This is a genomic window from Mucilaginibacter sp. CAU 1740, assembly GCF_039839285.1.
Taxonomy (GTDB): domain Bacteria; phylum Bacteroidota; class Bacteroidia; order Sphingobacteriales; family Sphingobacteriaceae; genus Mucilaginibacter.
Genome location: NZ_JBDOQS010000001.1, coordinates 52,378 through 78,928, shown reverse-complemented (window position 1 = coordinate 78,928; position 26,551 = coordinate 52,378). Strand labels below are relative to the sequence as shown.

At 42.6% G+C, this 26,551-nt stretch carries 25 protein-coding genes; 19 read left to right on the top strand and 6 right to left on the bottom strand.

Annotation, left to right across the window (positions count from 1 at the left end):
• Positions 1–54 precede the first annotated feature (54 nt).
• Genes AAFN85_RS00335 through AAFN85_RS00325 form a run of 3 tightly spaced genes read right to left on the bottom strand, consistent with a single transcriptional unit; the run spans position 55 to position 3,233 of the window.
• Positions 55–537, bottom strand: coding sequence for a gliding motility lipoprotein GldH (locus tag AAFN85_RS00335; RefSeq protein WP_347524793.1), 483 nt, complete (start codon positions 535–537; stop codon positions 55–57).
• Positions 534–2,084: a regulatory iron-sulfur-containing complex subunit RicT gene (gene ricT / locus AAFN85_RS00330; RefSeq protein WP_347524791.1), complete on the bottom strand. Its 1,551-nt coding sequence runs from the start codon at positions 2,082–2,084 to the stop codon at positions 534–536. The genes AAFN85_RS00335 and ricT overlap by 4 nt, the downstream gene beginning before the upstream one ends.
• Positions 2,085–2,087: 3 nt before the next feature.
• A complete protein-coding gene (locus AAFN85_RS00325) occupies positions 2,088–3,233 on the bottom strand; it encodes a hypothetical protein (RefSeq protein ID WP_347524790.1) in 1,146 nt (381 codons plus the stop codon).
• A gap of 247 nt (positions 3,234–3,480) precedes the next feature.
• Here AAFN85_RS00325 and ruvX point away from each other — a divergent pair, with 247 nt between their 5' ends.
• From ruvX to AAFN85_RS00290, 7 genes are all read left to right on the top strand, one after another.
• Entirely contained in the window at positions 3,481–3,891 is a 411-nt protein-coding gene (gene ruvX, locus AAFN85_RS00320; RefSeq protein WP_347524788.1) for a Holliday junction resolvase RuvX, read from the top strand.
• A gap of 100 nt (positions 3,892–3,991) precedes the next feature.
• A complete protein-coding gene (locus AAFN85_RS00315; protein WP_347524787.1) occupies positions 3,992–4,405 on the top strand; it encodes an acyl-CoA thioesterase in 414 nt (137 codons plus the stop codon).
• Between the two features lie 311 nt (positions 4,406–4,716).
• On the top strand, positions 4,717–5,355 hold the full coding sequence (locus AAFN85_RS00310; protein ID WP_347524785.1) for an O-methyltransferase: 639 nt from the start codon (positions 4,717–4,719) through the stop codon (positions 5,353–5,355).
• Positions 5,356–5,358: 3 nt separating this feature from the next.
• Complete coding sequence (locus AAFN85_RS00305; protein WP_347524783.1) at positions 5,359–5,904, top strand: glucosaminidase domain-containing protein; 546 nt, start codon at positions 5,359–5,361, stop codon at positions 5,902–5,904.
• A gap of 64 nt (positions 5,905–5,968) precedes the next feature.
• Complete coding sequence (locus tag AAFN85_RS00300; protein WP_347524781.1) at positions 5,969–6,802, top strand: glucosaminidase domain-containing protein; 834 nt, start codon at positions 5,969–5,971, stop codon at positions 6,800–6,802.
• 171 nt (positions 6,803–6,973) lie between these two features.
• The gene (locus AAFN85_RS00295) at positions 6,974–7,762 is read left to right on the top strand and encodes a hypothetical protein (protein ID WP_347524780.1); all 789 of its coding nucleotides are present in this window, start codon (positions 6,974–6,976) and stop codon (positions 7,760–7,762) included.
• A gap of 361 nt (positions 7,763–8,123) precedes the next feature.
• Positions 8,124–9,146 (top strand): DUF3078 domain-containing protein, encoded by a 1,023-nt coding sequence (locus tag AAFN85_RS00290; protein WP_347524778.1) that lies wholly within the window; start codon positions 8,124–8,126, stop codon positions 9,144–9,146.
• A 6-nt stretch (positions 9,147–9,152) separates the two neighbouring features.
• Here the strand turns inward: AAFN85_RS00290 and AAFN85_RS00285 are convergent, their stop codons facing one another.
• Positions 9,153–10,355: a redoxin domain-containing protein gene (locus AAFN85_RS00285; RefSeq protein ID WP_347524776.1), complete on the bottom strand. Its 1,203-nt coding sequence runs from the start codon at positions 10,353–10,355 to the stop codon at positions 9,153–9,155.
• A gap of 128 nt (positions 10,356–10,483) precedes the next feature.
• Here AAFN85_RS00285 and AAFN85_RS00280 point away from each other — a divergent pair, with 128 nt between their 5' ends.
• From AAFN85_RS00280 to AAFN85_RS00250, 7 genes are all read left to right on the top strand, one after another.
• Positions 10,484–11,995, top strand: a complete 1,512-nt coding sequence (locus AAFN85_RS00280; RefSeq protein ID WP_347524774.1) for a HAMP domain-containing sensor histidine kinase — start codon at positions 10,484–10,486, stop codon at positions 11,993–11,995.
• Positions 11,992–12,681 (top strand): response regulator transcription factor, encoded by a 690-nt coding sequence (locus AAFN85_RS00275; protein WP_347524772.1) that lies wholly within the window; start codon positions 11,992–11,994, stop codon positions 12,679–12,681. Before AAFN85_RS00280 ends, AAFN85_RS00275 begins: the two co-directional genes overlap by 4 nt.
• A gap of 422 nt (positions 12,682–13,103) precedes the next feature.
• Positions 13,104–14,432 carry a signal recognition particle protein gene (ffh, locus tag AAFN85_RS00270; protein ID WP_347524770.1) on the top strand — a complete coding sequence of 443 codons (1,329 nt, stop codon included), beginning with the start codon at positions 13,104–13,106 and terminating at the stop codon, positions 14,430–14,432.
• A 109-nt stretch (positions 14,433–14,541) separates the two neighbouring features.
• The gene (locus AAFN85_RS00265) at positions 14,542–15,285 is read left to right on the top strand and encodes an energy transducer TonB (RefSeq protein WP_347524768.1); all 744 of its coding nucleotides are present in this window, start codon (positions 14,542–14,544) and stop codon (positions 15,283–15,285) included.
• A gap of 228 nt (positions 15,286–15,513) precedes the next feature.
• Entirely contained in the window at positions 15,514–16,257 is a 744-nt protein-coding gene (locus AAFN85_RS00260) for a hypothetical protein (protein WP_347524766.1), read from the top strand.
• A gap of 84 nt (positions 16,258–16,341) precedes the next feature.
• Positions 16,342–17,265: a hypothetical protein gene (locus AAFN85_RS00255; RefSeq protein WP_347524764.1), complete on the top strand. Its 924-nt coding sequence runs from the start codon at positions 16,342–16,344 to the stop codon at positions 17,263–17,265.
• A gap of 99 nt (positions 17,266–17,364) precedes the next feature.
• Complete coding sequence (locus tag AAFN85_RS00250; protein ID WP_347524762.1) at positions 17,365–18,945, top strand: M1 family metallopeptidase; 1,581 nt, start codon at positions 17,365–17,367, stop codon at positions 18,943–18,945.
• 91 nt (positions 18,946–19,036) lie between these two features.
• Here the strand turns inward: AAFN85_RS00250 and AAFN85_RS00245 are convergent, their stop codons facing one another.
• Complete coding sequence (locus AAFN85_RS00245) at positions 19,037–21,745, bottom strand: outer membrane beta-barrel protein (RefSeq protein WP_347524761.1); 2,709 nt, start codon at positions 21,743–21,745, stop codon at positions 19,037–19,039.
• 340 nt (positions 21,746–22,085) lie between these two features.
• Positions 22,086–22,499: an AraC family ligand binding domain-containing protein gene (locus tag AAFN85_RS00240; RefSeq protein WP_347524759.1), complete on the bottom strand. Its 414-nt coding sequence runs from the start codon at positions 22,497–22,499 to the stop codon at positions 22,086–22,088.
• A gap of 210 nt (positions 22,500–22,709) precedes the next feature.
• Between AAFN85_RS00240 and AAFN85_RS00235 the strand changes: the two genes are divergently transcribed.
• The 5 genes from AAFN85_RS00235 (at position 22,710) to AAFN85_RS00215 (ending at position 26,453) form a co-directional block, all read left to right on the top strand.
• Positions 22,710–23,117 (top strand): hypothetical protein, encoded by a 408-nt coding sequence (locus AAFN85_RS00235; protein ID WP_347524757.1) that lies wholly within the window; start codon positions 22,710–22,712, stop codon positions 23,115–23,117.
• A gap of 73 nt (positions 23,118–23,190) precedes the next feature.
• Complete coding sequence (locus tag AAFN85_RS00230; protein ID WP_347524755.1) at positions 23,191–23,826, top strand: hypothetical protein; 636 nt, start codon at positions 23,191–23,193, stop codon at positions 23,824–23,826.
• A 140-nt stretch (positions 23,827–23,966) separates the two neighbouring features.
• Positions 23,967–25,505: a YifB family Mg chelatase-like AAA ATPase gene (locus tag AAFN85_RS00225; protein WP_347524753.1), complete on the top strand. Its 1,539-nt coding sequence runs from the start codon at positions 23,967–23,969 to the stop codon at positions 25,503–25,505.
• Between the two features lie 32 nt (positions 25,506–25,537).
• Entirely contained in the window at positions 25,538–25,921 is a 384-nt protein-coding gene (locus AAFN85_RS00220) for a hypothetical protein (RefSeq protein ID WP_347524751.1), read from the top strand.
• Between the two features lie 55 nt (positions 25,922–25,976).
• Positions 25,977–26,453 (top strand): hypothetical protein, encoded by a 477-nt coding sequence (locus AAFN85_RS00215; protein ID WP_347524749.1) that lies wholly within the window; start codon positions 25,977–25,979, stop codon positions 26,451–26,453.
• The last annotated feature ends 98 nt before the right edge of the window (positions 26,454–26,551 follow it).

The following is a 26,551-nucleotide window of genomic DNA, read 5'->3' as shown; positions in this document are numbered from 1 at the left end:
AAACTGCCTAAAAGTAAGTTTTTATATCATCCTGCACAAAAAGGAAAGTACGGATTACTTCACCTTCTCTATCCTCAAGCCCACATCACTTATTTTATGTAATGGGTTATCGCGCATATTCTGCTCAATTTCGAAATGGTAAACTCCCTTTCCCGGGAAATGATATCCTTTACGTAACAATACCTGGTAGCTATATAAATTGCCCGATCCTTTACCCAGCCATTCGCCATCGGGATTGGCCAGTTTTACTTCAAATCGTGTAGTTTGTTTCTTTTTACCGGGAAGGGTTTGCGATACCAACACGAAAATATTGGAGTACTTATAATTGCCGGTAACGCGTAAATTCAGGTATTCATTATAAGCCGCCTGCTCATCATCAATTTTCACATCAAACTTTACCCTATTTACGTACGACCAGTTATGATCGGCAATTTCGGTGTTGTTATCAATAACGGCATTAGGATCGGTACAAGAACCGGCCAGCATTGTTAAAAGTAACAATGCTGCCGGGTAAAAGATATTTAAAGCCCGTTTCATTCAGATTTGGCGGGTGGGTTATTGTTGTTGTTATTGCGGTTAGGGTTATGCGGACGGTTTGGCCTGCGGCGCCTGTTATTATTGTTGCTACTGCCTTCACCTGGTTGTCTTGGTTCGCCTTGTGGCCTACCCTCTCCTTGTGGTTTTCCTTCTCCCTGTTGCCTTGGTTCCCCCTGCGGTTTACCTTCACCTTGTGGTCGTGGTTCTCCTTGAGGTTTGTTTTGCTGCGGAGGCCTGTTGCCTTGTTGCTGCGGCCTGTTTTGCTGCTGCGGGCGCTGGCCTTCAGGGCGTGGCTTTTGTTGTTGCCTGTCCTGCCCGGCATTATTACCACCTTGTTGTTGTTGCTGTGGGCGTTGCTGCTGGTTAGCGGGTTTACCCTCTGCCTGTTGCTGACCTTCGGGCCTTTGGCCGCCTTTATTGCGGTTTTTGTTGTTCTTCTTTTTATTGTTGTTACGGCGCTCATCCAAACGAGTAAGGCTATCCTGGCCAACTACGTTTTCGTAATCCAACACTTTTGCAGGTGCTGTTTCTACTTCTTCAATTTCGCCCAGGTCTTCAGGGATCACACCATCTTTATTCAACTGCTGAATTTCTTTAACCTTTGCAATTGGCAACGGGATCCAGTTTTCTTCCCTTGGGTAGCTAAACCACATGATCTTTTTAAAGATATCCGTTTTTTGTAAACGGGCATCTCCTTTTTCGGTGCGGAGAATGTTTACATTATCAGGGATGTGTTTAAGTGCATCCATGTAAGTGTCCAACTCATAGTTGAGGCAGCATTTAAGCTTACCACACTGGCCGGCCAGTTTCAGGGTATTTAATGAAAGGTTTTGATAACGTGCAGCTGAGGTTGATACCGTTTTAAAATCGGTAAGCCAGGTTGAACAGCAAAGTTCGCGACCGCATGAGCCGATACCACCTAAACGGCTTGCTTCCTGCCTCATGCCTATCTGCCTCATCTCGATGCGGATGCGAAATGTTTCGGCCATTTTTTTGATCAGTTCCCTGAAATCAACACGACCTTCGGCAGTATAATAAAAAGTAGCTTTGGTTTTATCGCCCTGGTAATCAACATCACTCAACTTCATGCTCAGGTTAAGATCAAGTGCCAGCTTGCGCGATTTATGCATGGTTTCCCATTCCATATCTTTTGCAGCTTTCCACTTATCTACATCGGCGACGGTAGCTTTGCGGTAGATCTTTTTTACCACATCGGCTTCCTTAACATGGCGTTTAACCATTTGCATGCGCACCAGTTCGCCGGTTAGCGAAACGTGACCAATGTCATATCCACCGGTAGTAGCTTCAACAGCAACAAGTTCGCCGGCTTCGAGATAAATATTATCGTTGTTTACAAAAAACTCCTTGCGCGAGCCTTTAAACTTTACTTCGATAACTTTAAACGGTTTATAGTTTGTCGGCATGTCCATATGCGACAGCCAATCGTAAACATCTAATTTGCTGCAACCATTAGTAAGGCAACTGCCGTTACTTTTGCAGCCCGCAGGCGAACATCCGCCACCTGTTGAGCAACTTCCACATCCCATAATTTAATTCGGCATATATTGATTCCCCGCGGGGACGTTTCTTGTAATTAACACTCTTATAATTTGTAAAGATACATCTAAAAATAAAATTTTTGGATTAGCGTTTCTCTCCACATGATAATGCGCTTTCTCCAGTTCGGTTATGATAGATTGTGCCTTGTCGATAGTAAGCACATTGCTCATTTTTTGCGCCGTGTCCAGTTCCTTTGCAGGTAAGTGAACCAGGTTGCCGGCACCGGCCAGCAGCAAACAACATTCACGAACGAAGCTTACGCCATAACGCAAAAAGTTTTTCTGGTTTTCGCGACCCATTTTTGCAAACTGATCAACAAAAGCCATTACCTCGAGACCTTTATTCCCGAAACAATAGCGCAACCATTGTACAAACAGCTCATGGTAACTTTTGTTGTCTTGCTGTAACATCGCCAACGCATCGGTCATGTTGCCGTTGCTTAAATAAGCTATTTCGGCTGCAGCTTCTTCAGTTTGATGATGGGCGGCTAATAAATGATCTTTTACCTCATCGTACGTTAATCCCGGGATTTTTACCAGTTGTGTACGCGAAAGGATGGTGTTCAGGATCTGATCCTGGTTTTGAGCTACTAATAAAAACAATGTATTAGGTTGTGGCTCTTCGATAATTTTAAGCAGCGAGTTTCCTTCTTTATCCAGGTATTCAGGCAGCCAAAGGATCAGGATTTTATATTCGGATTCGAATGGTTTGAAGCTGAGTTTTTTGATGATCTGGTGGCACTCGGCAATATTGATATTGGCCTGCTTGTTATCGGCATCCAGGTATCCGCGCCAGGTATCGAGGCTGATATATGGGTTGGCCAGCAGGGCATCGCGCCATTGCTCAATAAAAGTTAGCGCGGTATCATCCTTATGTTTAGCGAAGAAGGGGTATGAAAAATGCAGATCGGGATGGGCCAGTTTTTGGTACTTGCGGCATGATGAACATACCCCGCAAGAATCGCCGGGCTGTTTATCTTCGCAGGATAGGTATTGGGCATAGGCAACAGCAAGTGCCAAGCTACCTGAACCCTCGGGACCCAAAAATAACTGCGCGTGACTTACCCGGTTCTCGCTCACCGTGTTAAGTAAACATTGCTTTACTGCCTCCTGTCCTACTATTTCTTTAAACTGCATTTGGTGCAAAATAGGAATTAGATTTTAGAAGTGAGATATGAGATGTGAGATTTGAGACAGGAATGGCATAGTGGAATATAAAAACTCGTCATTGCGAGGAACGAAGCAATCGCACTGAAGCCGAGGGGTTATGCAAATCCGCCCTGTAAAGTCGGGGATTGCTTCGTTCCTCGCAATGACGGGTGGTAGAAGTGCTATCTTCAAAAAATCTCACATCTCCTATTCTCACATCCCCTATCTTTACCCCATGAGAGTAATGGCATTTGATTATGGAACCAAGCGCATAGGCATCGCGGTTACCGACCCTTTGCAGATCATCGCTACCGGGCTTGATAACATCCACCCAAACAACATCATCGAGTTTCTAAAAAAATACATGCAAACCGAACAGGTGGAACGTTTTATTGTAGGCGAACCAAAGCAAATGGATAACACCCCATCGCAATCGGCCCAGCATGTAAAAGGCTTTGTGAACCTGTTAAAGAAAACTTTCCCGGAGATGCCTATCGAAATGGTTGACGAGCGTTTCACCTCCAAAATGGCATCAGCAACTATTGCTCAAAGCGGCATGAACAAAAAGAACCGGCAGAACAAGGTACTTGTTGATACCATATCGGCCGTGATACTATTACAAAGCTGGATGGGCACCCGATTTTAATCTGCTTTGAAAACAGTCGTTTACAATTTGCCGACGAATACGCTGTAATTTATCGGCTGCTTTTTCCGTTACTTCCCTTTTATCTATAAAAAACAATAAAATGAGCTTTACTAAAACTTATACTGTAAAAGACGAACACATAGATGTTCAAAACATAATGGATGGCCTATATTATCCTTTTTATATGGAGTGGTGCCGTCATGATTTTATCCGCGAAGTGCTGGGCTTTGATTTTGAAGAGCAGGCGCATAAAGGGGTGAACATGGTACTTTCGGAATATTCGCTGAAGTTTGTGCGCTCGTTAAAGAGCGGTGATGAATTCACCGTTAGCTGTGAGTTGTTTGGCGATGCGAAAGGTTTGCCGAGGTTACATTTTAAGCAGACTATTACCTTTAAAGGTAAAGTGATGACTACCGGGGTATTTACGGGGACTTGTATTTCGGCGGGTGGAAGGCCTTATTTGCCGGAGGGGATTTTGGAGCAAATTAAAGACAAACCTGTTTTAGAGCAATAGACCATTTAACAAATCGGTTTAAAAATGACGAATAGAGGTAGTGTGACCATTTTCTCCATTCGGGGAAAATGGTGGCAAATCCTCATAAAATAAATAACAACCACGTCATTATAAGGTACGAAGCAATCCCCTACTTACAGAGAAACCTGCACAGCTGCTCTGCCGATCGGGGATTGCTTCATACCTCGCAATAGCGTTTTGGAGAGAATCGAGTTTGTACAACGAATGCTTTGAGTAAGCTAAAGCTTTGTTTATCAGCGCTAAATATCCTGAAATTCCCGCATAAAAATAAAATCCTTACATTTGCCCCCATGGATATTCTCCCTAATGCCCTACTGGCTTACTTAGATGACCATTGCGACCCCGAACCGGAAGCGCTGCAAAAGCTCAACCGCGAAACGCATATTAAAGTGCTGAAACCGCATATGTTATCGGGGCATTATCAGGGCCGTTTGCTTAGTTTTTTGAGCAAAATGGTACAGCCAAAACGCATTCTTGAGATAGGTACTTTCACCGGTTACTCGGCAATTTGTCTGGCCGAAGGATTGGCTGAAGATGGGATTCTTCACACCATCGAGGTTAACCGCGAAATGGAGGAGATCATCAATTCACACTTCAAACTAACAAATGTTGAAAATAAAATAAAGCTGCATTTTGGGCAGGCAGAGGCCGTTATTGCTGATTTACAGGAAGATATTTTCGATTTAGTGTTTATTGATGCTGATAAAAAGAATAATTATACCTACTTTCAATTAGTTTTTGACAAAGTCAGATCCGGAGGATTAATAATAATTGATAATGTTTTGTGGAAAGGAAAGGTGTACGGACCAGAAAAAGATGCCGACACTGAGGGGATTCGCAAACTAAATGACCAGATAGCTGTTGATAGCAGGATAGAAAAACTGATCCTGCCGGTACGTGACGGTTTACTGGTTATCAGAAAAAAATAAATTATGAAGAAAATCTTACTGATTACAACACTGTTGATCTCAACATTAGCTGCTTCAGCACAGAAAAATACCTCACAATCGTACATTGATAAATTCAAAGATGATGCCATTCGTATTATGCACGAAACCGGCATCCCGGCCAGCATCGTTTTAGGTGTAGCCATGCACGAGTCGGGCTGCGGCAACAGCACCATCGCTCAAAATCTTAATAATCAATTTGGAGTAAAGGGCTACAACACTGTAGTTTATACCAAACACAACAAAAAGGTTCGTACTTCATACAAACGTTACGATTCGGTTTTTGAATCGTTCCAGGATTTTGCCCGCATCATGACCGAGCGTAAACAGTTCAGCCACCTGGCCGACGCGCTTACCCACTACGATTACAAAGGTTGGGCAAAGGGCATTCAGCGTTCTGGCTATGCCGGTAGCCGCCGATGGGCTTCGCAGGTTTTAGGTATCATTAACCATTACAACCTGAACGAGCTGGACGAAAACCCGGCCACTCAAACCCAATTGGCCGACGCTACTACAACTAAAAAACAATAATTACGTTTATAAATCTTAATTTGGCCCTATTTATTTAAAAGCCACTACATAAGATTTAAGCATAATGCGAAAATTTATATACCTGTTTGCTGCCTTAGCCTGTTTTACATCGTGCTCTGCCCGTAAAAACTCTTCGTCGGTATCTGGCAGAGATGCCAGCCGCAATAACAAAAACATCCAAAAATCTAACAAGGATGCCGCCAACTACAAATCGTATTCATCGTTAGAATATATTGAGCGTTTTAAAGATATCGCCATACAGGAGATGAACCAATATGGTATCCCGGCCAGTATCACGCTTGGTCAGGGTTTATTTGAATCGGGTGCTGGTAACAGCGAACTGGCTAAATTTGCCAATAACCACTTCGGCATCAAATGTACTTCTGATTGGACAGGCAGAAAGTATTATAAAAACGACGACCAGGTAAACGATTGTTTCCGCGTTTATGATAACCCGGAAGATTCCTTCCGCGATCACTCGGCGTTCCTGAAACGTAAAAACTACGCCAAACTTTTCGAACTGGATAAAGACGATTATAAAGGCTGGGCCTATGGCTTGAAAAAAGCAGGCTATGCCACCAACCCTAAATATCCAGATCTGCTTATCGGCATCATCGAAAAATATAACCTCACCCAGTACGATCGTCCGGAAGGCGAAATAGCCAAAATTAAACGTGAAGACCGCGTACTAACCCAGATAAACAATACCATTAACACCCCTGCCCAGGATACCCTGAGCAAAACCCCGCCCGACGATAAGATCTACACCGTAAAACAGGGCGATACACTATACAACATTTCCAAACGTTTTGGAATTACAGTTGATGACCTAAAAGCCTTGAACAGCATGAGCGACAACGGCATAAAAATTGGTCAGAAGCTGGTAGTAGTGAAGTAGAAGGTTTAGAGGCAGGAAGCCAAGAGTCATGAAGCAAGAATAAGGAGATTGAATTTTCTTTCATTTTGTCTTGCATCTTGCCTCCTGATGTCTTGATTCTCTTCCCCGAATAGTTAATTGTTGTTAAATAAAATGATCACGCCGGGCATAACACTTAAATTTACAGCCTCCATGAAATTTTGGTTGCTGTTTATATGTTTTGCCCTCCCCTATGTGCCGGTTTTTGCCCAGCAAAAAACGGTTGACGGTGTTGTGTTTGATAAGGACAGTAAAGACCGTATTGCCAAAGTAAACGTACAGAACATTACCACCGGCAAATCCATCTATAATACCTTTAAAGGAGATTTTAAGATAGAGGCCCAGCCTGGAGATGTGCTCGTGTTTACTAAATTTGATCATCATCCAGATACCTTAAAAGTTCAAAATAATGATGGTTTAGTTGTTTACATGAAACCCAAGGCCATCCAGCTTAAAGAGGTGATTGTGCGCGATACCATGTTTAACCCCCAGAAGCAACTCGCCGCTACCAAAAACGACTACACAAAGATATTTGGTCCACTTAATAACCAGGATTTGCTAAGTTTTGGCCCAGGGGGCGCCGGTTTAAGTATTGATGCTATTTGGGGTGCATTAAGCCGTAGTGGCCGCAATGCCGCCCATTTGCGCGAAACCATCCAGAAAGATTATGAACAAAGCGTTATCGATTATCGCTTTAACCGTACCTATGTTGGTGCCATCACCAACTTGCAGGGCGAGCAGCTTACTAATTTTATGCTAAGGTACCGGCCTGGGTATTACACGGTAAAAACAGCCAGCGATTATGAGTTTATCGCTTCCATCAAAACAAACCTTAAACGGTTTTTGAGGTACAGCACTAAGCGCTCATATTCGCTTACTCCGCTTGTTACTCCATCGGATGATAAGCAGGATTTGGGTAAAGGCGATATCCCACAGTATTAATACAGAGAAACCGGGTTTAAAAATGTGTACAGAGGAAAAACGTACCAATAGAAATTTTCACACGAATTTTTGCGAATTATCGAATTACACGAATTTTTATTTGACCAGGATTTGAAATTCGTGTAATTCGATAAATTGTGACCTACTTGAAAGTAAATTCGTGTGAAAATTTCTTGATCACGCTTTATTTATATATGCATGTTATTTTAAAGGGATTTCCATAAATATAACAGCGCCTTCATTTTAGCATCCCACATTTTGAATATTTTTACAGCAAAATTTGCCAACCCGATTAAACCCACAGCCAACATTTTTGTTTATTGTAGGTAAAAAAGGAGATTTTTGCTTTAATTTGTTTACTATGTTAAAAACAAAACCGGTACTACTGTTAATTGCGGTATCTGTCACGTGCGTGCTATCTGCCAAAGCACAAACCGATACCTTGAAAAAAGACACTGTTAAAATTGACACTGCCATCCTTAACAAATACCGGATCGACTCCCGGAAAAACGCCATCCCAACCCGCTCAAGGCCCATCCAAATTCAGCGCGAACAGGTGCCTGTAAGCATGCTCGATTACAAGATCAATTACTGGAAAAAGGCAGTTACCTTCGGCTTAAACTTTAGCCAATCGGCTTTCAGTAATAACTATTCGGCTGGTGGTGTAAGTGCGGTGGCTTTGGGATCCAACTTTATTTACCATACCGAATACAACAAAGCGCCTTTCAGCTATGTATCCGAACTGAACCTTACCTATGGTGTGTCAAAAAACAAAGGCCAGGGCAAACGTAAAACCAACGACCGTATTTACTTCGATAATAAAGTAGCCTCGCAATTATCAAAAAGCTGGTACTTTTTCGGCGCGTTAACCTTCGAGTCGCAGTTTGATAAAGGTTATAACTACGTTGATCTGGGCAACGGTAGGTTTGATGCACAGTATATCTCCAACTTCATGTCGCCGGGCTATCTGACAGAATCTGTCGGTTTTGAGTATAAGCCAACCGGCTGGTTCGATTTGCGTTTAGGTACCGGTACCGCCCGTCAAACTTTTGTGTTGGATCATGATATTAAACGCTTTAAACCGGATAACTACGGTGTAGATACCCTGAAAACCGTAAAGAACGATCTGGCGTTTCAGGTGGTGGCGTTATTTGATAAGGACATTGCCAAAAACGTTCACCTCAATACCCGTTACGCGTTGTTCATTCCCTACGGCCAATCAATGAAGTATATTACTCATCGTGTTGATTTAACGCTCACCGCCAAAGTTAACAGGCTGATCAGCGCCACAGTAAACGGAACGTTTTTATACGACAGGCACACATCCGACCAGGCCCAGGGCTACGAAGGCATAGGCCTGGGGATGCTATACCGGTTCCCATAAACAAGATCATTTATAAAACACCAATACTTTCATTTTACGCTCGGCCTTGCTCAACACAAGGCCGAGCTTGTTTACAGACTGCATTATGCCTTCTTTAGTGCGCAGGTCTACAGTGGTTTTGATATCATATTTTCCGCTGAGTCCGGTTTCGTCAACTACCGGCAAATCAAACTCATTACTTAGGTAGTTTTTTGCAAAGTCTTCTACGGTTACTGCTATGCCATCATATCCATTCCCGTTAAAACTGTAGCTTGTTTTGTTTTGGGTAGATGTACTAAAAGCTTGTTTTTGTGCCGGATTTGTTTTTAGCACGTACACCGGAATCATTTTTTCACTGAGGCGGGCTTTTATGGGCAGGGATGTAAGGAGCTTTTTTTGTAAGATGCTGTACAGGCTATCTTTATCTTCGGGCTTAACAAGCAGATCGAGGCAGTAACGGCTCGCTTTGTTATCAAAGTCGCACACGGTTTTTTCATCAACCTCATAAATAACCTGCTTGCTTGAGGTGATATCGAAGGCATCTTTATATAAATACTCGGCGCAGGTATTGATATAACTTACCCGTCGGCCAGAATATGGCGGGTTTAAATAATGCCTGGCCATGGCTTGCTGACCTATCATATAACCGCGAATGGTAAAATTTTCGGCCATGGTGCTATCTACACCAAATACATCTTTACTGGTATTTACCGGCAACTCTTTTAGGTCGGCCGAAGATTTAACCGGTTTGCCGCTAAGCAGTTTATTCACCATGTGCTGATTTACGGAGTCGGTGTTTACAAGGGCCACTACCTGGTGCCGACTATTGATGATTGCGGCCTGCCCAACCGAGGTAAAACCGAATGCTTTATATAAATAAAACGAAGTATCACTGGCCAACCACAGTGTAGATGGCTTTTTGGCCAGGTATTTTTTCAGGCGATCAACCGGATCGTTTGAAACACCAATTATCTGTACGCGGCCTTCGTTGGCTTTCTGCAGTTTGGCCAGATTATCCATTTCTGGGATGCAGGGGCTGCACCAGGTTCCCCAAAAGTTTAAAATGTAAAAGCGGGGTTTCATAGCAGCGTTTAGGTTAACCTGCGAAACCGGGGCATTGATAATAGGTTTGATAACAATGGCAGGCATGGCATCGCCGGTTTTTAAACTGGATTGGGCTGAGGCAGAAAGGCAAAACGCCGATAAAATAATAACGAGGATCTTTTTCATTGCGGGGTATAGATTTTTATACCTGCAAAAGTGCCCAGTGGAAAAATAAAACTGTGTTATCGACTCGGTTAACTAACGTTATATTATGTTAACGGCAGGTGGCTTTTAAAACCGATGTTTTACATTTGATGATGCAGAAAAATGCCCGTGTAGTAATTGTTGTTTGCGCTATAGCAATAGCCATGGTACTGCTGCTGCAATTTTATTGGGTAAAAAACTACTACGCCGTTAACCAGGCCACTTTTGAAAAAGAAGTAAATATGGCTTTTGAAGACGCACTGAAAAAAGAGTTCAGCCTGCGTTGTGATACCATACAGATGCTTATTGCAAAACACCTGATGGATACCTCGGAGTTTAGGATAACCAGCAAATGGGATAGCACGAAGGACAGGCAGATCTATACCATAGCCAACGCACGCCGACCTAAAGATGCTTTTAACTTTTCGTCGGTAAGTTTCAGAGATATTAATAAAGCTGTGCTGCCCGGCGATACGGCTTTTAAATGGGTAATTGCCAAACGCTTTGCCTATAATATGCGCACAGAAGATCTTCAAAACCATATAGTTTACTACCGCACCCAGAACCTGGGTGCGTTTATGGTTGATGAGGTGAATAAATATGATTTCGACACACTTAGGTTAAGGCCGGTGCTTAAAAAGTATCTTGACGAGCGGGGCATTAATATTCCCTTCGGGTTTTATTTACGAGAGAGAGACAGCACTTTTAACAACAGTCATTTTGATAAAAAATTGCTGGATAAATTTCCCATCATCACCAAATCATATCCCACCTATAAACAGAACTCCAAACAGCAATTTGTACGGGCATTGTTCGGCAACCCCTTTACTTACGTGATAGCGCGGACGGGTTATATGTTTGCAGGTTCGATAATACTTATTGCGGTAGTGGCTTTTAGCCTGATCTATTTATTAAGGCTATTGTTGCGGGAGAAACGGCTGTCAGCCGTAAAAAATGATTTCATCGGTAACATTACCCATGAATTTAAAACGCCTATTGCCACGGCTTCGGCGGCTATCGAGGCGTTAAGTGGGTTTGGTGTACTTGATGATCCTGCCAGAACCCAACGCTACCTCTCCCATTCCAAAAATGAACTGGATAAATTATCTACTTTGGTAGATAAGGTATTGAGTATAGCCGTTTATGAAGATGGTGAATTTAATATCAAGCCCGAACCGCTCAATATCGATACAGAAATACAATCACTATTAGCCAACGCCACCGTTTTACCGGGTAACGAACTGCATTGGGTTTACAATAACAGCACAGGCGTATCTATCGTAAAAGCAGATAAGTTATATTTTCAGCATGCGATGAATAACATTATCGATAACGCGGTCAAATATTCAAAAGATGGAGATGTGAATATAAACATCCACATCAGCGTAAAAAACAACTTTCTGATCATATCCATAAAAGATGATGGCGTAGGCATAGCCGCCAACGACCTGCCCCTGGTTTTTGAAAAGTTTTACCGCGTACCAACCGGAATGCACAAAGTAAAAGGCCACGGCCTGGGGTTAAGCTATGTAAAAAGCATTGTAGAACGCCACGGCGGCTGGTGCAAAATTGAAAGCGAACCGGGTAAGGGGACAACATTAAACTTAGCATGGGCAATATGAACAAGGTTAAAGTCTTGCTGGTTGAAGATGAACCTGTACTGGCCGAAATTGTTCAGGAAAGCCTACAGTCGCGTGGCTTTGAGGTGGTTTTGGCGGATACAATTGCCGCTGCCCGAACAATATATTATGATAACAAGCCCGATATTATTGTGCTTGATGTAATGTTGCCGGATGGCAGCGGTTTTGATCTGGCCCGACAGATCAGGAATGTAGATACCGAACTGCCTGTAATATTTTTAACCTCCCGCTCATTACCGCAGGATGTAGTTGAAGGGTTTGAAAGTGGAGGCAATGATTATTTGAAAAAGCCATTCAGCTTGGAGGAACTGATCATCCGGATCCGCGCTTTGTTGAGTAAAAACCGCTTGGTAGTTAGTAAGCCAACCAATAACGGATTGACAGAAATTGGCAAGTACCAGTTTTTCTATCCACAAGGTGATCTGGTTTTTCAAGGCAACCGCCGGGCGCTTACCACCCGCGAAGGCGAGATCCTGAACCTGCTTATCATGAATAAAAATCAGCTATTGGATAGGAACGAGTTGTTATTAAACCTATGGCAAAACAACGATTATTTTAGCGGGCGCAGTTTGGATGTGTTCATCACCAAGCTTAGGCGGTATTTGAAGGACGATCCGTCGGTGAGTATTTTGAATATTCGTGGGCGGGGATATAAGTTGATATATTAGAAGTACGACGCCATGATTGTTTGGGGAAATGAGCGCAGGCCGCGTTAGGGATTGTAGTGAAAAGCCCACAGCGCGGGTTGGGATTGAGGGGCGGAAAAGCGAGGACTTGTAACGGAAAGCCCGGCCCGTTGGCTAACGGGAACGCCCATATTTGAACCGTTGATTAGAATGATTGCTTTGATTTCGCTGATCTTTTCCAATTAGACTTACGAAGTTTCTAAAACTTCGTAAGTCTTAGCTACCCTGCATCCCCTCCTATTAACCTTCGTATTATCCGATCTATTCGAAAAATTAGCGTGAAGTTTCTCATCCACTCTATAATAAATCATATCAAAACATCTATTCTGCCAACTAATTGAGTTAATATAGTTCAAAATCATACCTTTGTATCCTCATAAAAAAGATTAAAGTTTTTTAATATAATGTTTGAAAATCTTTCGGATAAACTCGACAGGGCGTTCAAGGTCCTGAAGGGTCAGGGAACTATTACAGAAATAAACGTGGCCGAAACCATGAAGGAGATCCGCAAGGCCCTTCTTGATGCCGACGTAAACTATAAAACCGCCAAAGCATTTACTGATGATGTGAGGCAAAAAGCGCTTGGTAATAACGTATTAACATCGATATCGCCAGGCCAATTGCTTACCAAGCTCATGAACGATGAGCTCACCGAGCTGATGGGCGGTACCACTGCCGATCTGAGCTTCCCGGCCACTCCTACCGTTATCCTGATTGCAGGTTTGAACGGTGCGGGTAAAACTACTTTTACCGGTAAGCTGGCCAACTACTTAAAAACACAACGCAATAAAAAGCCATTACTGGTTGCCGATGATATTTACCGCCCCGCGGCTATCGATCAGCTGGAAGTATTGGGCCAGCAGATAGGTGTACCTGTTTATGCCAACCGCGAATCGAAAGATCCCGTTGCTATTGCCCGCGAAGGTATAGCATTAGCTAAGCAGAACGGCCATAACGTGGTGATCATCGATACCGCCGGTCGTTTAGCTATCGACGAAGCCATGATGGTGGAGATTGAGCAGGTTAAATCGGCTGTTAAACCACACGAGATCCTGTTCGTTGTCGATTCGATGACTGGTCAGGATGCGGTGAACACGGCCAAGGTGTTTAACGATCGTTTGGACTTTACCGGTGTGGTATTAACCAAACTGGATGGTGATACCCGTGGCGGTGCAGCGTTATCTATCAAATCGGTAGTTAACAAGCCTATCAAATTTATAGGTACCGGCGAAAAGATGGAAGCGTTGGACGTTTTCCACCCCGATCGTATGGCATCGAGGATCCTGGGCATGGGCGACGTGGTTTCCCTGGTTGAACGCGCGCAACAGCAGTTTGACGAGAAAGAGGCTGCCGAACTCCAGAAAAAGATCCGTAAAAACAAGTTCGACTTCAACGACTTTTACGGCCAAATTCAGCAGATCAAAAAAATGGGTAATATGAAAGATCTGATGGGCATGATACCGGGCGTAGGCAAAATGATGAAGGACGTAGAGGTTGATGACAACGCTTTCAAAGCAATCGAGGCCATTATCCAATCCATGACCCCGTTTGAAAAAGAAAATCCTGAAACCATAAATCAAAGCCGTCGTACGCGTATTGCCAAAGGTTCGGGTACCGATATCAATGAAGTTAACCGCTTAATGAAGCAGTTTGACGATATGAAAAAGGTGATGAAGCAAATGAGCAACCCTGCAGCCATGGCCAACATGATGCGCAGGATGCCTAAAATGTAATATTATATCACATTATAAAAAAAACGCCGCTTGCCTAAATAAGCGGCGTTTTTTTATAAAATAGGTAAAGTCAGCATATGCCTCTCAATAAAAGGGTTATATTTAAGATATGAAATACAACCTATCCCTTATATTGATATTTATTAGTGTAAAACTTTTTGCACAAACTACCCAGATTACTAAATCAGATGAGAAACTGCGGATAAGGCAAAAAATAACCGTACTTAAATCGGACAAGAAAATATGGGACGGTAAATACACCGAATACGATTTTTATAACAACAAACTCCTTTGCGAAGGATATTATAAAAATAACTTGAAAGATAGCACCTGGAAGTATTTCAGTTACACACAACGATTGGCCGAAATAGGAAACTATAAAGCGGATAAGCGCATAGGTGCCTGGAATGCCTATAACTATAAAGGCGAGTTGGAATTGCAGTATGATTATGATAGCGATAGCTTGATATTTTATAAGCCAACAAACAGGGATAGTATTCAAACGGAATATCATTTAATAAACGGTAAGGATACCTCTGTAGTAACTGTTGATCGGGGGCCAATTTTTCTGGATGGCTCAGTCGCTATGGGAAAGCCAATGATCTCTACAATCAGATATCCGGCAGAAGCAAGAAATCAGCACATACAGGGAACGGTAATAGTAGCATTTAAAATAAATCTGGACGGGACCGCGAGCGGCTACCGGGTTGTACAGTCCTTAGGCTACGGCTGCGACGAAGAGGCGCTTAACGCAATAAAGCGAATTAGTGGCCAATGGCTTCCAGCTATCTATCAGGGAAAACAGGTTGTGGTTGAAAAGGAGTTGCCGGTTAGCTTTACACTTGACTATTAACTAAGAATAGTGCAAGCGTAGTTTTTGGGCTTGAAAGATAATTTGCGTCAATCCATGATGAACAAAATGAACACATGTACAATTTATGATACACAATTTCACACCTTCTGTGTGTAAAAGTCATGAAATTGTCATGAACAGGGCGATGGCACTGGGTTTGATTAGCTACTGATATGAAAGGGATTTGCTTATGGCGATCCTAATATATTAGTAACTAAATATTTGACCATGAAAAGTTTAATTAAACCGGTATTATTTACCGCGGCGTTATTTGCCTTTAAAGTTAGTTCGGCACAGGTTAATATCGGTGCAACTACCGCAACCAAAATAGCTACAAAAGTGGCAACCCCAACAGTTAACGCGGCTTCCATCGCCCAAAAGGCAGTTAACACTACTTCAACAGTAACCAACCAGGCGGCTACGCAGGCTCAAAATGTGGCAGCACGTACGGCAGCACAAACACAAGCCAGCACCAACCAGGCTGTGGCTGGTACCGCGGTTAACCAGGCAGCTAATGTAAACAGCAACGTTGCTTCAACTGTAAATGCTACAGCTGGCTCAACTGCCGCGCAGGCTGGTATCAATAGCACAACAAATGCTACAGGTAATATCAACACAACCGCCGTAAGCGCAACAGGCGAAAAAGCCCTAACTACAACCGAAGGTGTTGCAGCTAACACATCCGAAAAAGTGAGCAACAATGCCGCGGCTTTACGTGCCGGTGCTACTACCACTGCGGGCAATACAGCTGTTGCTGCGGGTAATGGGATTGATAACGTTAGCAAAAATGTAAGTGTAACATCGTCAGGTAACCTGAACAGCACAAGCAATACTGCGGTTAGCGCTAAAAGCCTAAGGTCGGCAGTTTCAAATAGCGGTGCTTCAAACACTGCGGTTAAAGCAGGTAAAAAAACGGTAACTGTTAAAACCTCGGGAAGTAGTGCCTCTAAATTGAGCGCTACCAAACAGTAATAGCATTTAACATATATCAAATCAAAAAGGCCGGTTACGGCCTTTTTGATTATCCGGACATTTTTCAGATCATTTCCCCTTGCCATGAAAAAACTTAAACTTATCCTGTTGCTGGCTTTGGCTGGCCCTGCAGCATTCGCCCAACAAAAAGCAGATACCGTTACTAAAACCAAAGAGATTTTTGTGAACGCGGGTGTTCAATATCTTTCAAACTTAACTTATGCCGGCCGGCGCGATGAAAGCAGCGTACCGGTGCTCCTCCCCTCGTTTACATTGGTTAGTAAGCACGGAATATTTGTGAGCGCTATCGGCTATTTTGATTTAAACGGAGCAAAATCCGGTACCGAGGGGTTGAGTGTTACGCCGGGTTATGTGTTTGCCTTTGATGCTAAACGGTATTATGGCGGGAATGTATCGGCTACTAAATATTTCATCACCGGTAGCAGCCCAATTATCCTATCTTCTTTCAATGCCACATTAGATGGCCAGTTATACGCCAACCCCAATGATATTGTAAAACTAACAGCCGGCATCAGCTATCGTTTCAATAAAAACAATAGTAATGACGTAGTTAATACCGCCGAGCTATCTAAAGAGATCTTCGCGCTTAAAACCGGGGCCGATAAAAAGAGCGGATTGAAAGTTACCCCTACGGCCACGCTGTATGCCGGTACGCAATCGTTCTATCAAACGTACTATACCGAATCGCAGGTTAGCCGCTCGGTCGATGTTCCGCAGAAACAAACACCTATCAATGTTTTGTTCCCTAATCAGCCTAAACAAACCATCATTACCCAAACGGTAACTCAGCAAAACCAGCGCGAAGTGAGGCAGTACAAACTGTTGGCCTTTAGCGGTTCGTTGCCGGTAACTTATAATATTAATAAAGTGCAGATCCTGTTTACCCCCTACCTTATCAAACCTTTTAACCAGGTTGATTATGTGAGCAATACCAAAATGAACGGGCTTTACTTTTTATTTACCACAGGTGTTAATGTAACGTTTTAGCTATTTGAAAAAATATAGTAGAGCATATGGAGTGTCGGCACTAATAAAAGCCTGTTTTTGTTAGCTTTGTTGTTGAATAATACAATTTTTGAGGAAGCTATGCGCAGGATTTTTTCAGTTCTTTTATCGTTACCAACTTTTTTTACCATTCCCGTTTTCGCCCAGGTACCCGGTGCCTCTATTGATGTTAAGCACTATACCTTTAACATTAAACTTAACGATGCCGATAATAATATTGAAGGCAAAGCCACAGTTACCGCCAGGTTTTTAACTAATGCAAATTCTGTTAACCTCGACCTGGTAAAAAAGAATGCCCAGGGAAAAGGTATGCTGGTATCGGCAGTAACTGAAAACGGAAAGCCGGTAAAGTTTACCCAGGATGATGAGCAGCTGAAAATAAACGTAAACGCCTATAAAGGAAATACCCGCGATTATACAATTACTTACAGCGGTATCCCGGCCGATGGATTGATCATATCAACCAATGCCTTCGGTCACCGTACTTTTTTTGGCGATAACTGGCCAAACCGTGCGCACAACTGGATCCCCTGCGTTGATAATATAGCCGATAAAGCCCCGGTTGATTTTGTGGTTACCGCTCCCGATCATTACGAAGTAGTATCAAACGGATTGAAAACCGAAGAAAAAAACCTCCCCGGCAAATTAAAACTAACCCACTGGGTTGAAACCGTTGCCCTGCCAACCAAGGTAATGGTAATTGGCGTGGCCGAGTTTGCTATTGACCACCCCGGCGATGTTAACGGGATCCCGGTGTTTACCTACGTTTTTCCGGAAAGCAAAGAAGTTGGATTTAAAAGCTATGCTGTAGCGAAAGATATCCTCCCCTACTTTATTAAAAATGTTGGCCCTTACAGCTACGAAAAACTGGCCAACGTACAATCAAAAACCATTTTTGGCGGCATGGAAAATGCCAGTGCTATATTCTATTTTGAAGAATCGGTTAATGCGCCCGGAATAGAAGAGTTAATGGCACACGAAATTGCCCACCAATGGTTTGGAGATGGCGCAAGCGAAAAGAGCTTTGGTCATCTTTGGTTAAGCGAAGGTTTCGCCACATACATGACCAGCCTCTACCTCGAAAATAAATACGGTGTTGATACGCTGAAGAAAAGGCTTTCGGCCGATAGAAGAAAAGTGATCGCTTTTGAAAAAGCCCGTTTAACGCCCGTAGTTGATACTGCGGTTAAATCCAATTATATGCAATTGCTTAACGCCAATAGCTATGAAAAAGGCAATTGGGTACTGCATATGCTAAGGCGCAAATTGGGTGATGATATTTTTTGGAAAGGTGTACGTAACTACTACGCCAAATACCAGGGCGGGAACGCCAATACCGACGACCTGCGCCGCGTAATGGAACAAACCAGCGGTAAAGATCTGAAACAGTTTTTTACCCAGTGGCTGCGTACTGCAGGCCATCCCAAACTGGCCGTTAAATGGACCTGGGACGATAAAGAAAGCAACTTAACCATCAACGTATTGCAAAACCAGGATTTTGTTTACCATTTTCCGTTAGAGGTTTCTGTTGATGGACAGATAATAACCATTCAGGTAAAGGAGAAATCGGCAACGCTACACTATAAATTGAAAGCGAAACCGGCGGATGTTAAAATAGATCCGAACGTGAATTTGCTGGCAACGTTTGATGAGGAGATGTAATTATCAGAATCAGAATTTACAGAATTTGAGAATGAGCAGAATGTATGCTGTAAATACTATAATTCTGTAAATTCTGATCCTAACGTTTTTCTTACTTCGTACTCAACTTGTTAAACTTAATACTGTAAGTAACCAAAAAGTAACGGTTCAGGGTATTGTTCTGCGAATCGGTTATCGAGTTGGTGCCTGTATAGCGATATATGCTCACGTTTTGATCAAACAAGTCATATACGGTAAATTTAAGTTCGCCCCTATCCTTTTTAAACATATTTATAGCCAGCGAAGTGCTGATCACGTTTACCCCTTTCTTTAAGCCAGGCGCTATTTGGGTGTTGTAGTAAAAATCCTGTTTGGTCTCCCAGGTTATGTTGTGCACGGGCCTTACTACCAGGTTATTGTTAAGGTTAAAGTTGCCGGTATGTACTTTCTTGAAATCGTCGTAATTGTATTTGGTATCGTTTACGCTGTAACCGGCACCCAGGTTTAAAGTAACTTTCTGTTTCCAGTCAAAATAAACGTTTTCATAAAGGCCTTTGCTAAAGGTGTTCTGCCAGCCTTCAACATTGTTAAGCAGGTTAAGGGTTTGATTGTAATATCCATAAACCGACGAAGTGAAATAGATCTGCCAGTCTTTCATCTTCCTGAAACGCTTATTGAACCCAATATTCAGGTTATAGCTTGGCCTGCCATCGCGGTTAACCACCGTTGCCGTCTGTGATCCGTCCGACCGAATGATCTGCTGATTTATCGACATGTTTTTTTGCTTGTACATACTGCTATAAAGCCAAACACTTATCTGGCTTTGGGTGGTATAAAGGCGATAATTCAGGTTATACGAATCGTTAATGGCTGGTTTTAAATTGGGATTGCCTGTAAACGTGTACAGCGGGCTATAAACAATAGTAATAGGTTGCAAACTTGATATAGATGGCTGGTTTACTCCCCTATCATAACTAATGGATAACCTGTCGGTTTCAAAGCGGATGGTTGGCAACAGGAAAAAGTAGTTTTGATTAAGCCTGCTGCTTACAAAGTTGTTATTAATTTGTTGCCATTGGGTATTAAGTCCAGCTATTATCTGCGTGTTTTTACCAAGCTCATAGGTAAGCCCAGGCTTAACGTTCTCAGTCCACTGATCGCGTTTCAGGTCTGAGCTCTGATTTACCAGCAATGAGTCAAATTGGTTTTTTTTGATATCGTAGGTAAAAAGCTGGTCGCTGCTTTTGTTATAGGCGTTTGATGTGGTGATATCAAGCGTAAGTTTTTTAGTAACCGGGTAACGGTAGCTCAGATCAATATTGCCCGAAACATTGTTGTTGGTACGGCTTGAACGGCGGTGCAGGCTATCGGATAGGTTTACGTGCTGGTAATTGAGCACATCATTGTTATTAAACGAGGTGCTTTTACCCGGATTGATTTGCAGGTTGTTTGATATATTGAACGATTCGCCTTTGTGCTTCCGTGAACGCTTATGAAAATAAAAACTCTGCCGGTACTGGGTTGAACGGCCGTCGCCATAGCTACTACCAACAGATTTGTTTACCGGCATATCAAAGTTGTTGTGCGCATCACCAAACGAGCTGGAATTATTATTGTTGGAGTTTAAGCTTAACGATGGGTTGAACCGCAACTGGCGAACCGTATCCGGCTGCCACTCAACCAAGCCGCTCACAGTATGGCTGGAGTTGCTCGAGGTGCGGTTATTGGTTGAGTTGCTTAACAACGTGGTATCGCCCAAAAACTGCTGCTGATAGTTTGATGAGTTATTGATGTTATTGCGTTGCGTATAAAAGTACTGCAGGTTAAGCTTCAGCTTTTTGCCATAGTTTTGATTAAGGTTAAAACCGCCCGATGTGATTTTTTCTATCCCTCCCCAACTGCGGCCGAAATTTTGACGGCCATTAAATGAGGTATTCCCTCCGCTGCGGTCAAAGCCCCCTTCCGAGTAAATTTCCTGGTTCGAAAAACCGGTATGGTTCAGGTTGTTGCTCAGCCCAATTACGCTTAATTGCAAAGTGTCCCTGAACATGTTGAACAAGCCGCCGGTTTCATACCTATCGCGCGAGCCGGCACCGGCAAACACTTTACCGAAAATGCTACGCTTAATGGCTTTTTTTAGTTTGATGTTGATGATCTTGGGTACTTTGGTTTCACTGATGAGGTGGTCCGGGTCGTTCTCCCGGTCGTCATAAACCTGTATCTGAGCCACAATATCGGCATCGAGATTTTTGGTAGCTATTTTAGGGTCAGTGCCAAAAAACTGCTTGCCATCAATAAGCAGTTTGCTTACGTCTTTTCCGTTAACGGTTATGGTACCATCGCCATCGATCTGTATGCCGGGAAGTTTTTTTAGCAGCTCTTCCAAAGCAGCATTCGGGCGGGTTTTAAAGGCGGCAGCATCAAACTCAATAGTATCTTTCTTTACTTTAACAGGTATGCGCTCGGCCCGCACTATCACCTCGCTTAGCATTTTACTGTTCAGGGAGATATTGCCGATATCCAAAACTTCGGCTTTTTTAAAATTAAACTGGCGGATATAAGTTTTATAGCCTGCGTACGAGATCACCAGTTTAACCGGCTTTTCGGATGGGAGGCGCAGCAACTCAAACTCGCCGGTTTTTTTGCTTAACGTGTAAGCAATAAGCGATGAATCTTTAACATCCACCATGGCAACGGTACTTAGCTCGAGCGGTTGTTTGCTAACAGAATCAATTACGCGGCCTTTAATAGTGGCGCGATTTTGTGCGTAACTAACAGAAAACAGGCAAAAAAGTATTAGTGAGATAAAGGTTGTCTTCATTCAAAGGTTTAGGTGTTCGGACTTGTAAGGTAAAAAGTATTGTAGGTATAGATGTAGGGCCGGTGTACGTGTAGATACTTATATCATAGGGTTTGGTAGGGTTTGGCGTTAGTATTTTGTTAGTTTTTTATTGTGATCGATGGCTTCGACAAAGATCTGCAACAAAGGTTTAATGCATCAAAAACTGCCACCCTACTAAACCACTACACTTATATCCCCGGCAGAGGAATGAGATGCCGTAAATTCGATCCTATAACAGCAAATAATTATAAATATTGCTTGCTATGTGCAAAAATGCCTCAGAATAGCGGCATTTTAATGTTTGTAACATTTGTTTTACTTAAACCGTGGCGGGCAATGCCTGCTGGCCGGGTTGTACCAATTGTACCGAGCGTTCAATGCTGTTTAAAAAACCGTTGTTACCGCCGGGTGTTAAAGTAACTAATACCTTGCCTGTTTGGGGGGCCTCGTTTTTGTAACTATGTAATATCCCTTTCGGAATAAACAAACTCGCGCCTTTAATGGCATTGTAATATCGGCCTCCTGCGAAGAAGCGGAACGAGCCTTCAGCAACATAAACCACTTTATCGTGATTGTTGCAAAGGTTTAACGCTACTCCTGCAGTATAGGGAATGTGTTGTTCAATAATGCTTATATTGCCTCCATCAACTTTTTTATTGAAGATGATATTCATGCTGATTTTCAGGGCTTCAGCATCAGTATCCGGGTGTTTGGTTATATTAATTGTGTTCATAAGGTTGTGTAATGCTGGTATAGACGGCACTGATTATAAGAATGTTACACCCGAAATGAATTTTATATAGGTGTTTAACCAAATAATTGTTCAAAAAAGCCCCGAAAATCTTGCGTTATCACAATAAAATTTTGCAGATTGCGTTTTTAAACTAATATTGTACAAGTAATAGTATACTGTACCGAATTAATTACCTTAAACCATAACATTATGAAGGCAGCAGAAACCTACAAATCCATCTACGTAACGTTTTACAGGTGGAATGTTAAAAATTTTGGTCATGGCGGTTTGCCAAAGGCTAACTCCCTTTTTGGTGCCAGCTTTTTAATGATCGTTTTACTGGCTGTTTTAACTACAGCAGCCCAGTTATTTTTAAATACAGGCTGGTTTGAGGTTAGCCCAACATCGGTATTAATGATATTGTTTGGGGCTACCGGTGCGCTGGTGCTTAATTATTTTGTGTTGCTAAACAGCCGTTTCTTCAAAAAAATTAATGTTGCTTTTGAGCGGATCAGCAAACATAACCCTAATACCTGGTGTGTGATGCTGATGATCTGCGTTATTGTTACCAGCGGATTTTTATTGTTTATTTCGGAAGCCGGTGTGTTTTTGAGATAAGATTTTGATAGATTATTGAATATATGAAACCCGCTTGTTTAGGCGGGTTTTTTATTGGAGAAAGATCATTAAAATGACAAGGAACAAAATTGGATTTATTGCTATAGTATTACTTTTTTCAGCTTGTGGGAGGGAAAGCCGCGATATCTTTCCGAGAATGAGCGATCATTTCGATGATGTTAAAGTAAATAATGCATTCTTCTTCATAAAGTCATTTGGACTTTCTTCTACTCCTACATTGATAAATGGAATCGATTATTGGCTGCTTAAAAATAACGATGACTCATATTTTAGGATGAAGGGTTATCTCAGACGGTTAAACGATTCTGTGATGGTTATTCCAAGTGATTATAATAAAGAAATTCGAGAAGAAAAGCTTTTTGATTTTAGTAATAATAGAGGGAAAGCCTGGAAGGTAACTTTAAAGACCAACAAATATTATAATAGTGGCGATTCAATTCAACTTTTTAACATTCAAAAGTCTGTGGGAGATACCTTGTTTATATATAAACTTAGATCGTTTGTTTTTTATAAAAAGAGCCAAAGGGAGGAACATTATGGCCCGACGTTTCAGTTGGAAGTATCACGGAAACATGGTATTGTCAGTATTACTAAGTTAAAAGAGCAGGGAATCGACTTCGATTACAGGGTGACGCTTTACCCTAAGCAGGTATTTATAAATCAAGATAATGGATTAGTTGATTTATAGCACCGCAAGGCTGTGCATTGTGGTTAACGCGCGGGTAATGTATATGCAGCTCGGGATGTTATTTTCCCTTATTGTCTCCCTCCCCTCTTCCCCACCTCATCAAAAATCCATATTTTCGCTCCAATTAAACTTTTATCACTGTGTTGGTTAAAACCTTTGGAAGCGCGGTTTATGGCATTCAGGCTATTACAATAACCGTAGAAGTAAATATTGCATCAGGTACAAAATATTTTATAGTGGGGCTTCCTGACGTTGCCGTTAAGGAGAGTTATTTCAGGATTGAATCGGCACTAAAAAATTGTGGTTTCCGGATGCCGCGCCAGCAGGTGGTAGTTAATATGGCCCCCGCCGATATCAAAAAAGAAGGTTCATCGTACGATTTAACCATTGCAACCGGCGTACTTGCCGCTTCAAGCCAGATAGAGGCAGAAACGCTTGATCAATACATCATCATGGGCGAGCTTTCGCTCGACGGAAGTTTACAACCCATCAAGGGCGCTTTGCCCATAGCTATCCAGGCGCGGAAAGACGGTTTTAAAGGTTTTATCCTCCCCAAACAAAACGCCCGCGAAGCGGCCATTGTAAATGATCTGGAAGTTTACGGCGTTGAAAGCATTACCGATGTGGTTGGCTTTTTTAACGGCACAGCCACACTCAAGCCCGAAGTAGTAAATACCCGCGAAGAGTTTTATGATAGCCTCTGCAATTATGATAGCGATTTTAGCGAGGTAAAGGGCCAGGAAAATATTAAACGCGCGCTGGAAATTGCCGCGGCAGGCGGGCATAACGTAATATTGATCGGTCCGCCGGGGGCTGGCAAAACTATGCTGGCCCGGAGGTTGCCGTCTATATTGCCCCCTTTAAGTTTATATGAAGCGTTAGAAACTACCAAGATCCATTCGGTTGCAGGTAAACTTTCGGCGGCGGATGCTTTGGTTACCGTTAGGCCGTTCAGGAGTCCTCACCACACTATATCGGATGTTGCTTTGGTTGGCGGCGGCAGCAACCCTGCACCCGGCGAGATCTCGCTGGCCCATAACGGCGTTTTGTTTTTAGATGAATTGCCTGAGTTTAAACGCAGCGCCCTTGAGGTAATGCGCCAACCGTTGGAAGAGCGACGCGTAACCATATCCCGTGCAAAGTTCACGGTTGATTACCCAAGCAGTTTTATGCTGGTGGCCAGTATGAACCCTTGCCCATGCGGCTACTACAATCATCCCGAAAAAGAATGTATCTGTCCGCCGGGCATGGTGCAGAAATACCTGAGTAAAATTTCTGGTCCGCTGTTGGACAGGATCGACCTGCATGTGGAAGTAACGCCGGTTAATTTTAGTGAACTATCATCAGATCGTGCTGCCGAAAAAAGTGAACTGATCCGCGAGCGGGTAATTAAAGCCCGCGAGGTGCAGGTACAGCGCTTCGGTGATCGCCCCGACTTGCATGCCAACGCCCAAATGACATCGCAAATGGTGCGCGAACAGTGTAAAATTGATATGGCCGGACAAGCACTGCTTAAAAAAGCGATGGAAAAATTGGGCCTATCGGCAAGGGCGTACGACAGGATCTTGAAGGTATCCCGCACCATTGCCGATCTGGCCGGAAGCGAGGATATTAAACTGGAGCACCTGGCAGAGGCTATCCATTTCAGGAGTTTGGATAGAGAGGGCTGGGCTGGTTAAATTAAGATTCAGTAAAGCTAAAATACGTAGCAATGAACACCTGGCTCGATTATGTTTTTTACCGGACCGCGCAGTTGTTTTATAAACGAGGTGGACGAAGAGGGCTTCCTGGCGTTATGGCTATTTCTCTGTCGCAATCATTTTTATTAATGACAGTAGCTGTGCTTTTAAAAAATCAGTTTATTGAAAAAACAATAAGGGGCCAATATGAAGATCAAATCGAATTTGTTCTCATTATTCTTAGTCTTTTGGTTTCTTATTTTAACTATCGTAAATACGATGGGAGGTACAATAAATTAAGGTTTGAGATGAAAGATGAAGCCTCGCTCAGAAGGCTTTTTAAAGGTATTTTGGTGCTGGTTTCTTTAATCATTCCACCTATTATATTTACCATAGTTAGTAAGTATACGCATTGAACGGATGAAGTATCACGCAAAGAGATCATAGTACACACTCACATAAACCTAAACAATGGAAGCAAAAACCCCCTCAATGATCTATCGAATTATATTGATATCGGCTTGTTTGTTGGCATTTGGATATGAACCAATAAAAGAGTATTGGGTAAAAAGCTGTCAGGATAAAAAATATGGCTTATCGTATAACGGGAAAAGAAAATCGTTAGGTATCCCCGCAATTCCCAACCATTGGCACATTAAGGAACGTAACCTCGATTTTATTTGGTGGACAGGTGATGAAAACGTAATAGGCCATAAAAGGAAATCGGTAGTTTTTTCAGGGTGCGATATTGAGGCGGAATATGATGTATATACACTTCCGAAGCAAAACGGACAGGGCAGATGGATCGAGATAGAATATAACTATCCTACTAAAAGAAGAAAAGATTCGGTGGTTTATACCTATCAGATTGAACACGACGCAAAGCAGATTTCAAGAAAGATGGTTGATAGTATATTGAACGCAGATAAGATCAATAAAGATTACTAATGTTTTGTTCCTGCGCGTGTGTTTGATATTAAATTTTGATTGTTTAATTTATTCAAAATTTTATTCTGTTTTTGTTTGATTTTATTTTGATTGTTTTT

Excerpts from the sequence above, each read along its gene's own strand:
- AAFN85_RS00265 (WP_347524768.1), top strand. The coding sequence starts at position 14,542 with ATGAAATACAACCTATCCCTTATATTGATATTTATTAGTGTAAAACTT.
- AAFN85_RS00260 (WP_347524766.1), top strand. The coding sequence starts at position 15,514 with ATGAAAAGTTTAATTAAACCGGTATTATTTACCGCGGCGTTATTTGCC.
- AAFN85_RS00220 (WP_347524751.1), top strand. The coding sequence starts at position 25,538 with ATGAACACCTGGCTCGATTATGTTTTTTACCGGACCGCGCAGTTGTTT.
- AAFN85_RS00305 (WP_347524783.1), top strand. The coding sequence starts at position 5,359 with ATGAAGAAAATCTTACTGATTACAACACTGTTGATCTCAACATTAGCT.
- AAFN85_RS00275 (WP_347524772.1), top strand. The coding sequence starts at position 11,992 with ATGAACAAGGTTAAAGTCTTGCTGGTTGAAGATGAACCTGTACTGGCC.
- AAFN85_RS00295 (WP_347524780.1), top strand. The coding sequence starts at position 6,974 with ATGAAATTTTGGTTGCTGTTTATATGTTTTGCCCTCCCCTATGTGCCG.
- AAFN85_RS00315 (WP_347524787.1), top strand. The coding sequence starts at position 3,992 with ATGAGCTTTACTAAAACTTATACTGTAAAAGACGAACACATAGATGTT.
- AAFN85_RS00230 (WP_347524755.1), top strand. The coding sequence starts at position 23,191 with ATGACAAGGAACAAAATTGGATTTATTGCTATAGTATTACTTTTTTCA.
- AAFN85_RS00255 (WP_347524764.1), top strand. The coding sequence starts at position 16,342 with ATGAAAAAACTTAAACTTATCCTGTTGCTGGCTTTGGCTGGCCCTGCA.
- ffh (WP_347524770.1), top strand. The coding sequence starts at position 13,104 with ATGTTTGAAAATCTTTCGGATAAACTCGACAGGGCGTTCAAGGTCCTG.
- AAFN85_RS00215 (WP_347524749.1), top strand. The coding sequence starts at position 25,977 with ATGGAAGCAAAAACCCCCTCAATGATCTATCGAATTATATTGATATCG.
- AAFN85_RS00250 (WP_347524762.1), top strand. The coding sequence starts at position 17,365 with ATGCGCAGGATTTTTTCAGTTCTTTTATCGTTACCAACTTTTTTTACC.
- AAFN85_RS00325 (WP_347524790.1), bottom strand. The coding sequence starts at position 3,233 with ATGCAGTTTAAAGAAATAGTAGGACAGGAGGCAGTAAAGCAATGTTTA.
- AAFN85_RS00245 (WP_347524761.1), bottom strand. The coding sequence starts at position 21,745 with ATGAAGACAACCTTTATCTCACTAATACTTTTTTGCCTGTTTTCTGTT.
- AAFN85_RS00300 (WP_347524781.1), top strand. The coding sequence starts at position 5,969 with ATGCGAAAATTTATATACCTGTTTGCTGCCTTAGCCTGTTTTACATCG.
- ruvX (WP_347524788.1), top strand. The coding sequence starts at position 3,481 with ATGAGAGTAATGGCATTTGATTATGGAACCAAGCGCATAGGCATCGCG.
- AAFN85_RS00280 (WP_347524774.1), top strand. The coding sequence starts at position 10,484 with ATGATGCAGAAAAATGCCCGTGTAGTAATTGTTGTTTGCGCTATAGCA.
- AAFN85_RS00235 (WP_347524757.1), top strand. The coding sequence starts at position 22,710 with ATGAAGGCAGCAGAAACCTACAAATCCATCTACGTAACGTTTTACAGG.
- ricT (WP_347524791.1), bottom strand. The coding sequence starts at position 2,084 with ATGGGATGTGGAAGTTGCTCAACAGGTGGCGGATGTTCGCCTGCGGGC.
- AAFN85_RS00290 (WP_347524778.1), top strand. The coding sequence starts at position 8,124 with ATGTTAAAAACAAAACCGGTACTACTGTTAATTGCGGTATCTGTCACG.
- AAFN85_RS00335 (WP_347524793.1), bottom strand. The coding sequence starts at position 537 with ATGAAACGGGCTTTAAATATCTTTTACCCGGCAGCATTGTTACTTTTA.
- AAFN85_RS00310 (WP_347524785.1), top strand. The coding sequence starts at position 4,717 with ATGGATATTCTCCCTAATGCCCTACTGGCTTACTTAGATGACCATTGC.
- AAFN85_RS00240 (WP_347524759.1), bottom strand. The coding sequence starts at position 22,499 with ATGAACACAATTAATATAACCAAACACCCGGATACTGATGCTGAAGCC.
- AAFN85_RS00285 (WP_347524776.1), bottom strand. The coding sequence starts at position 10,355 with ATGAAAAAGATCCTCGTTATTATTTTATCGGCGTTTTGCCTTTCTGCC.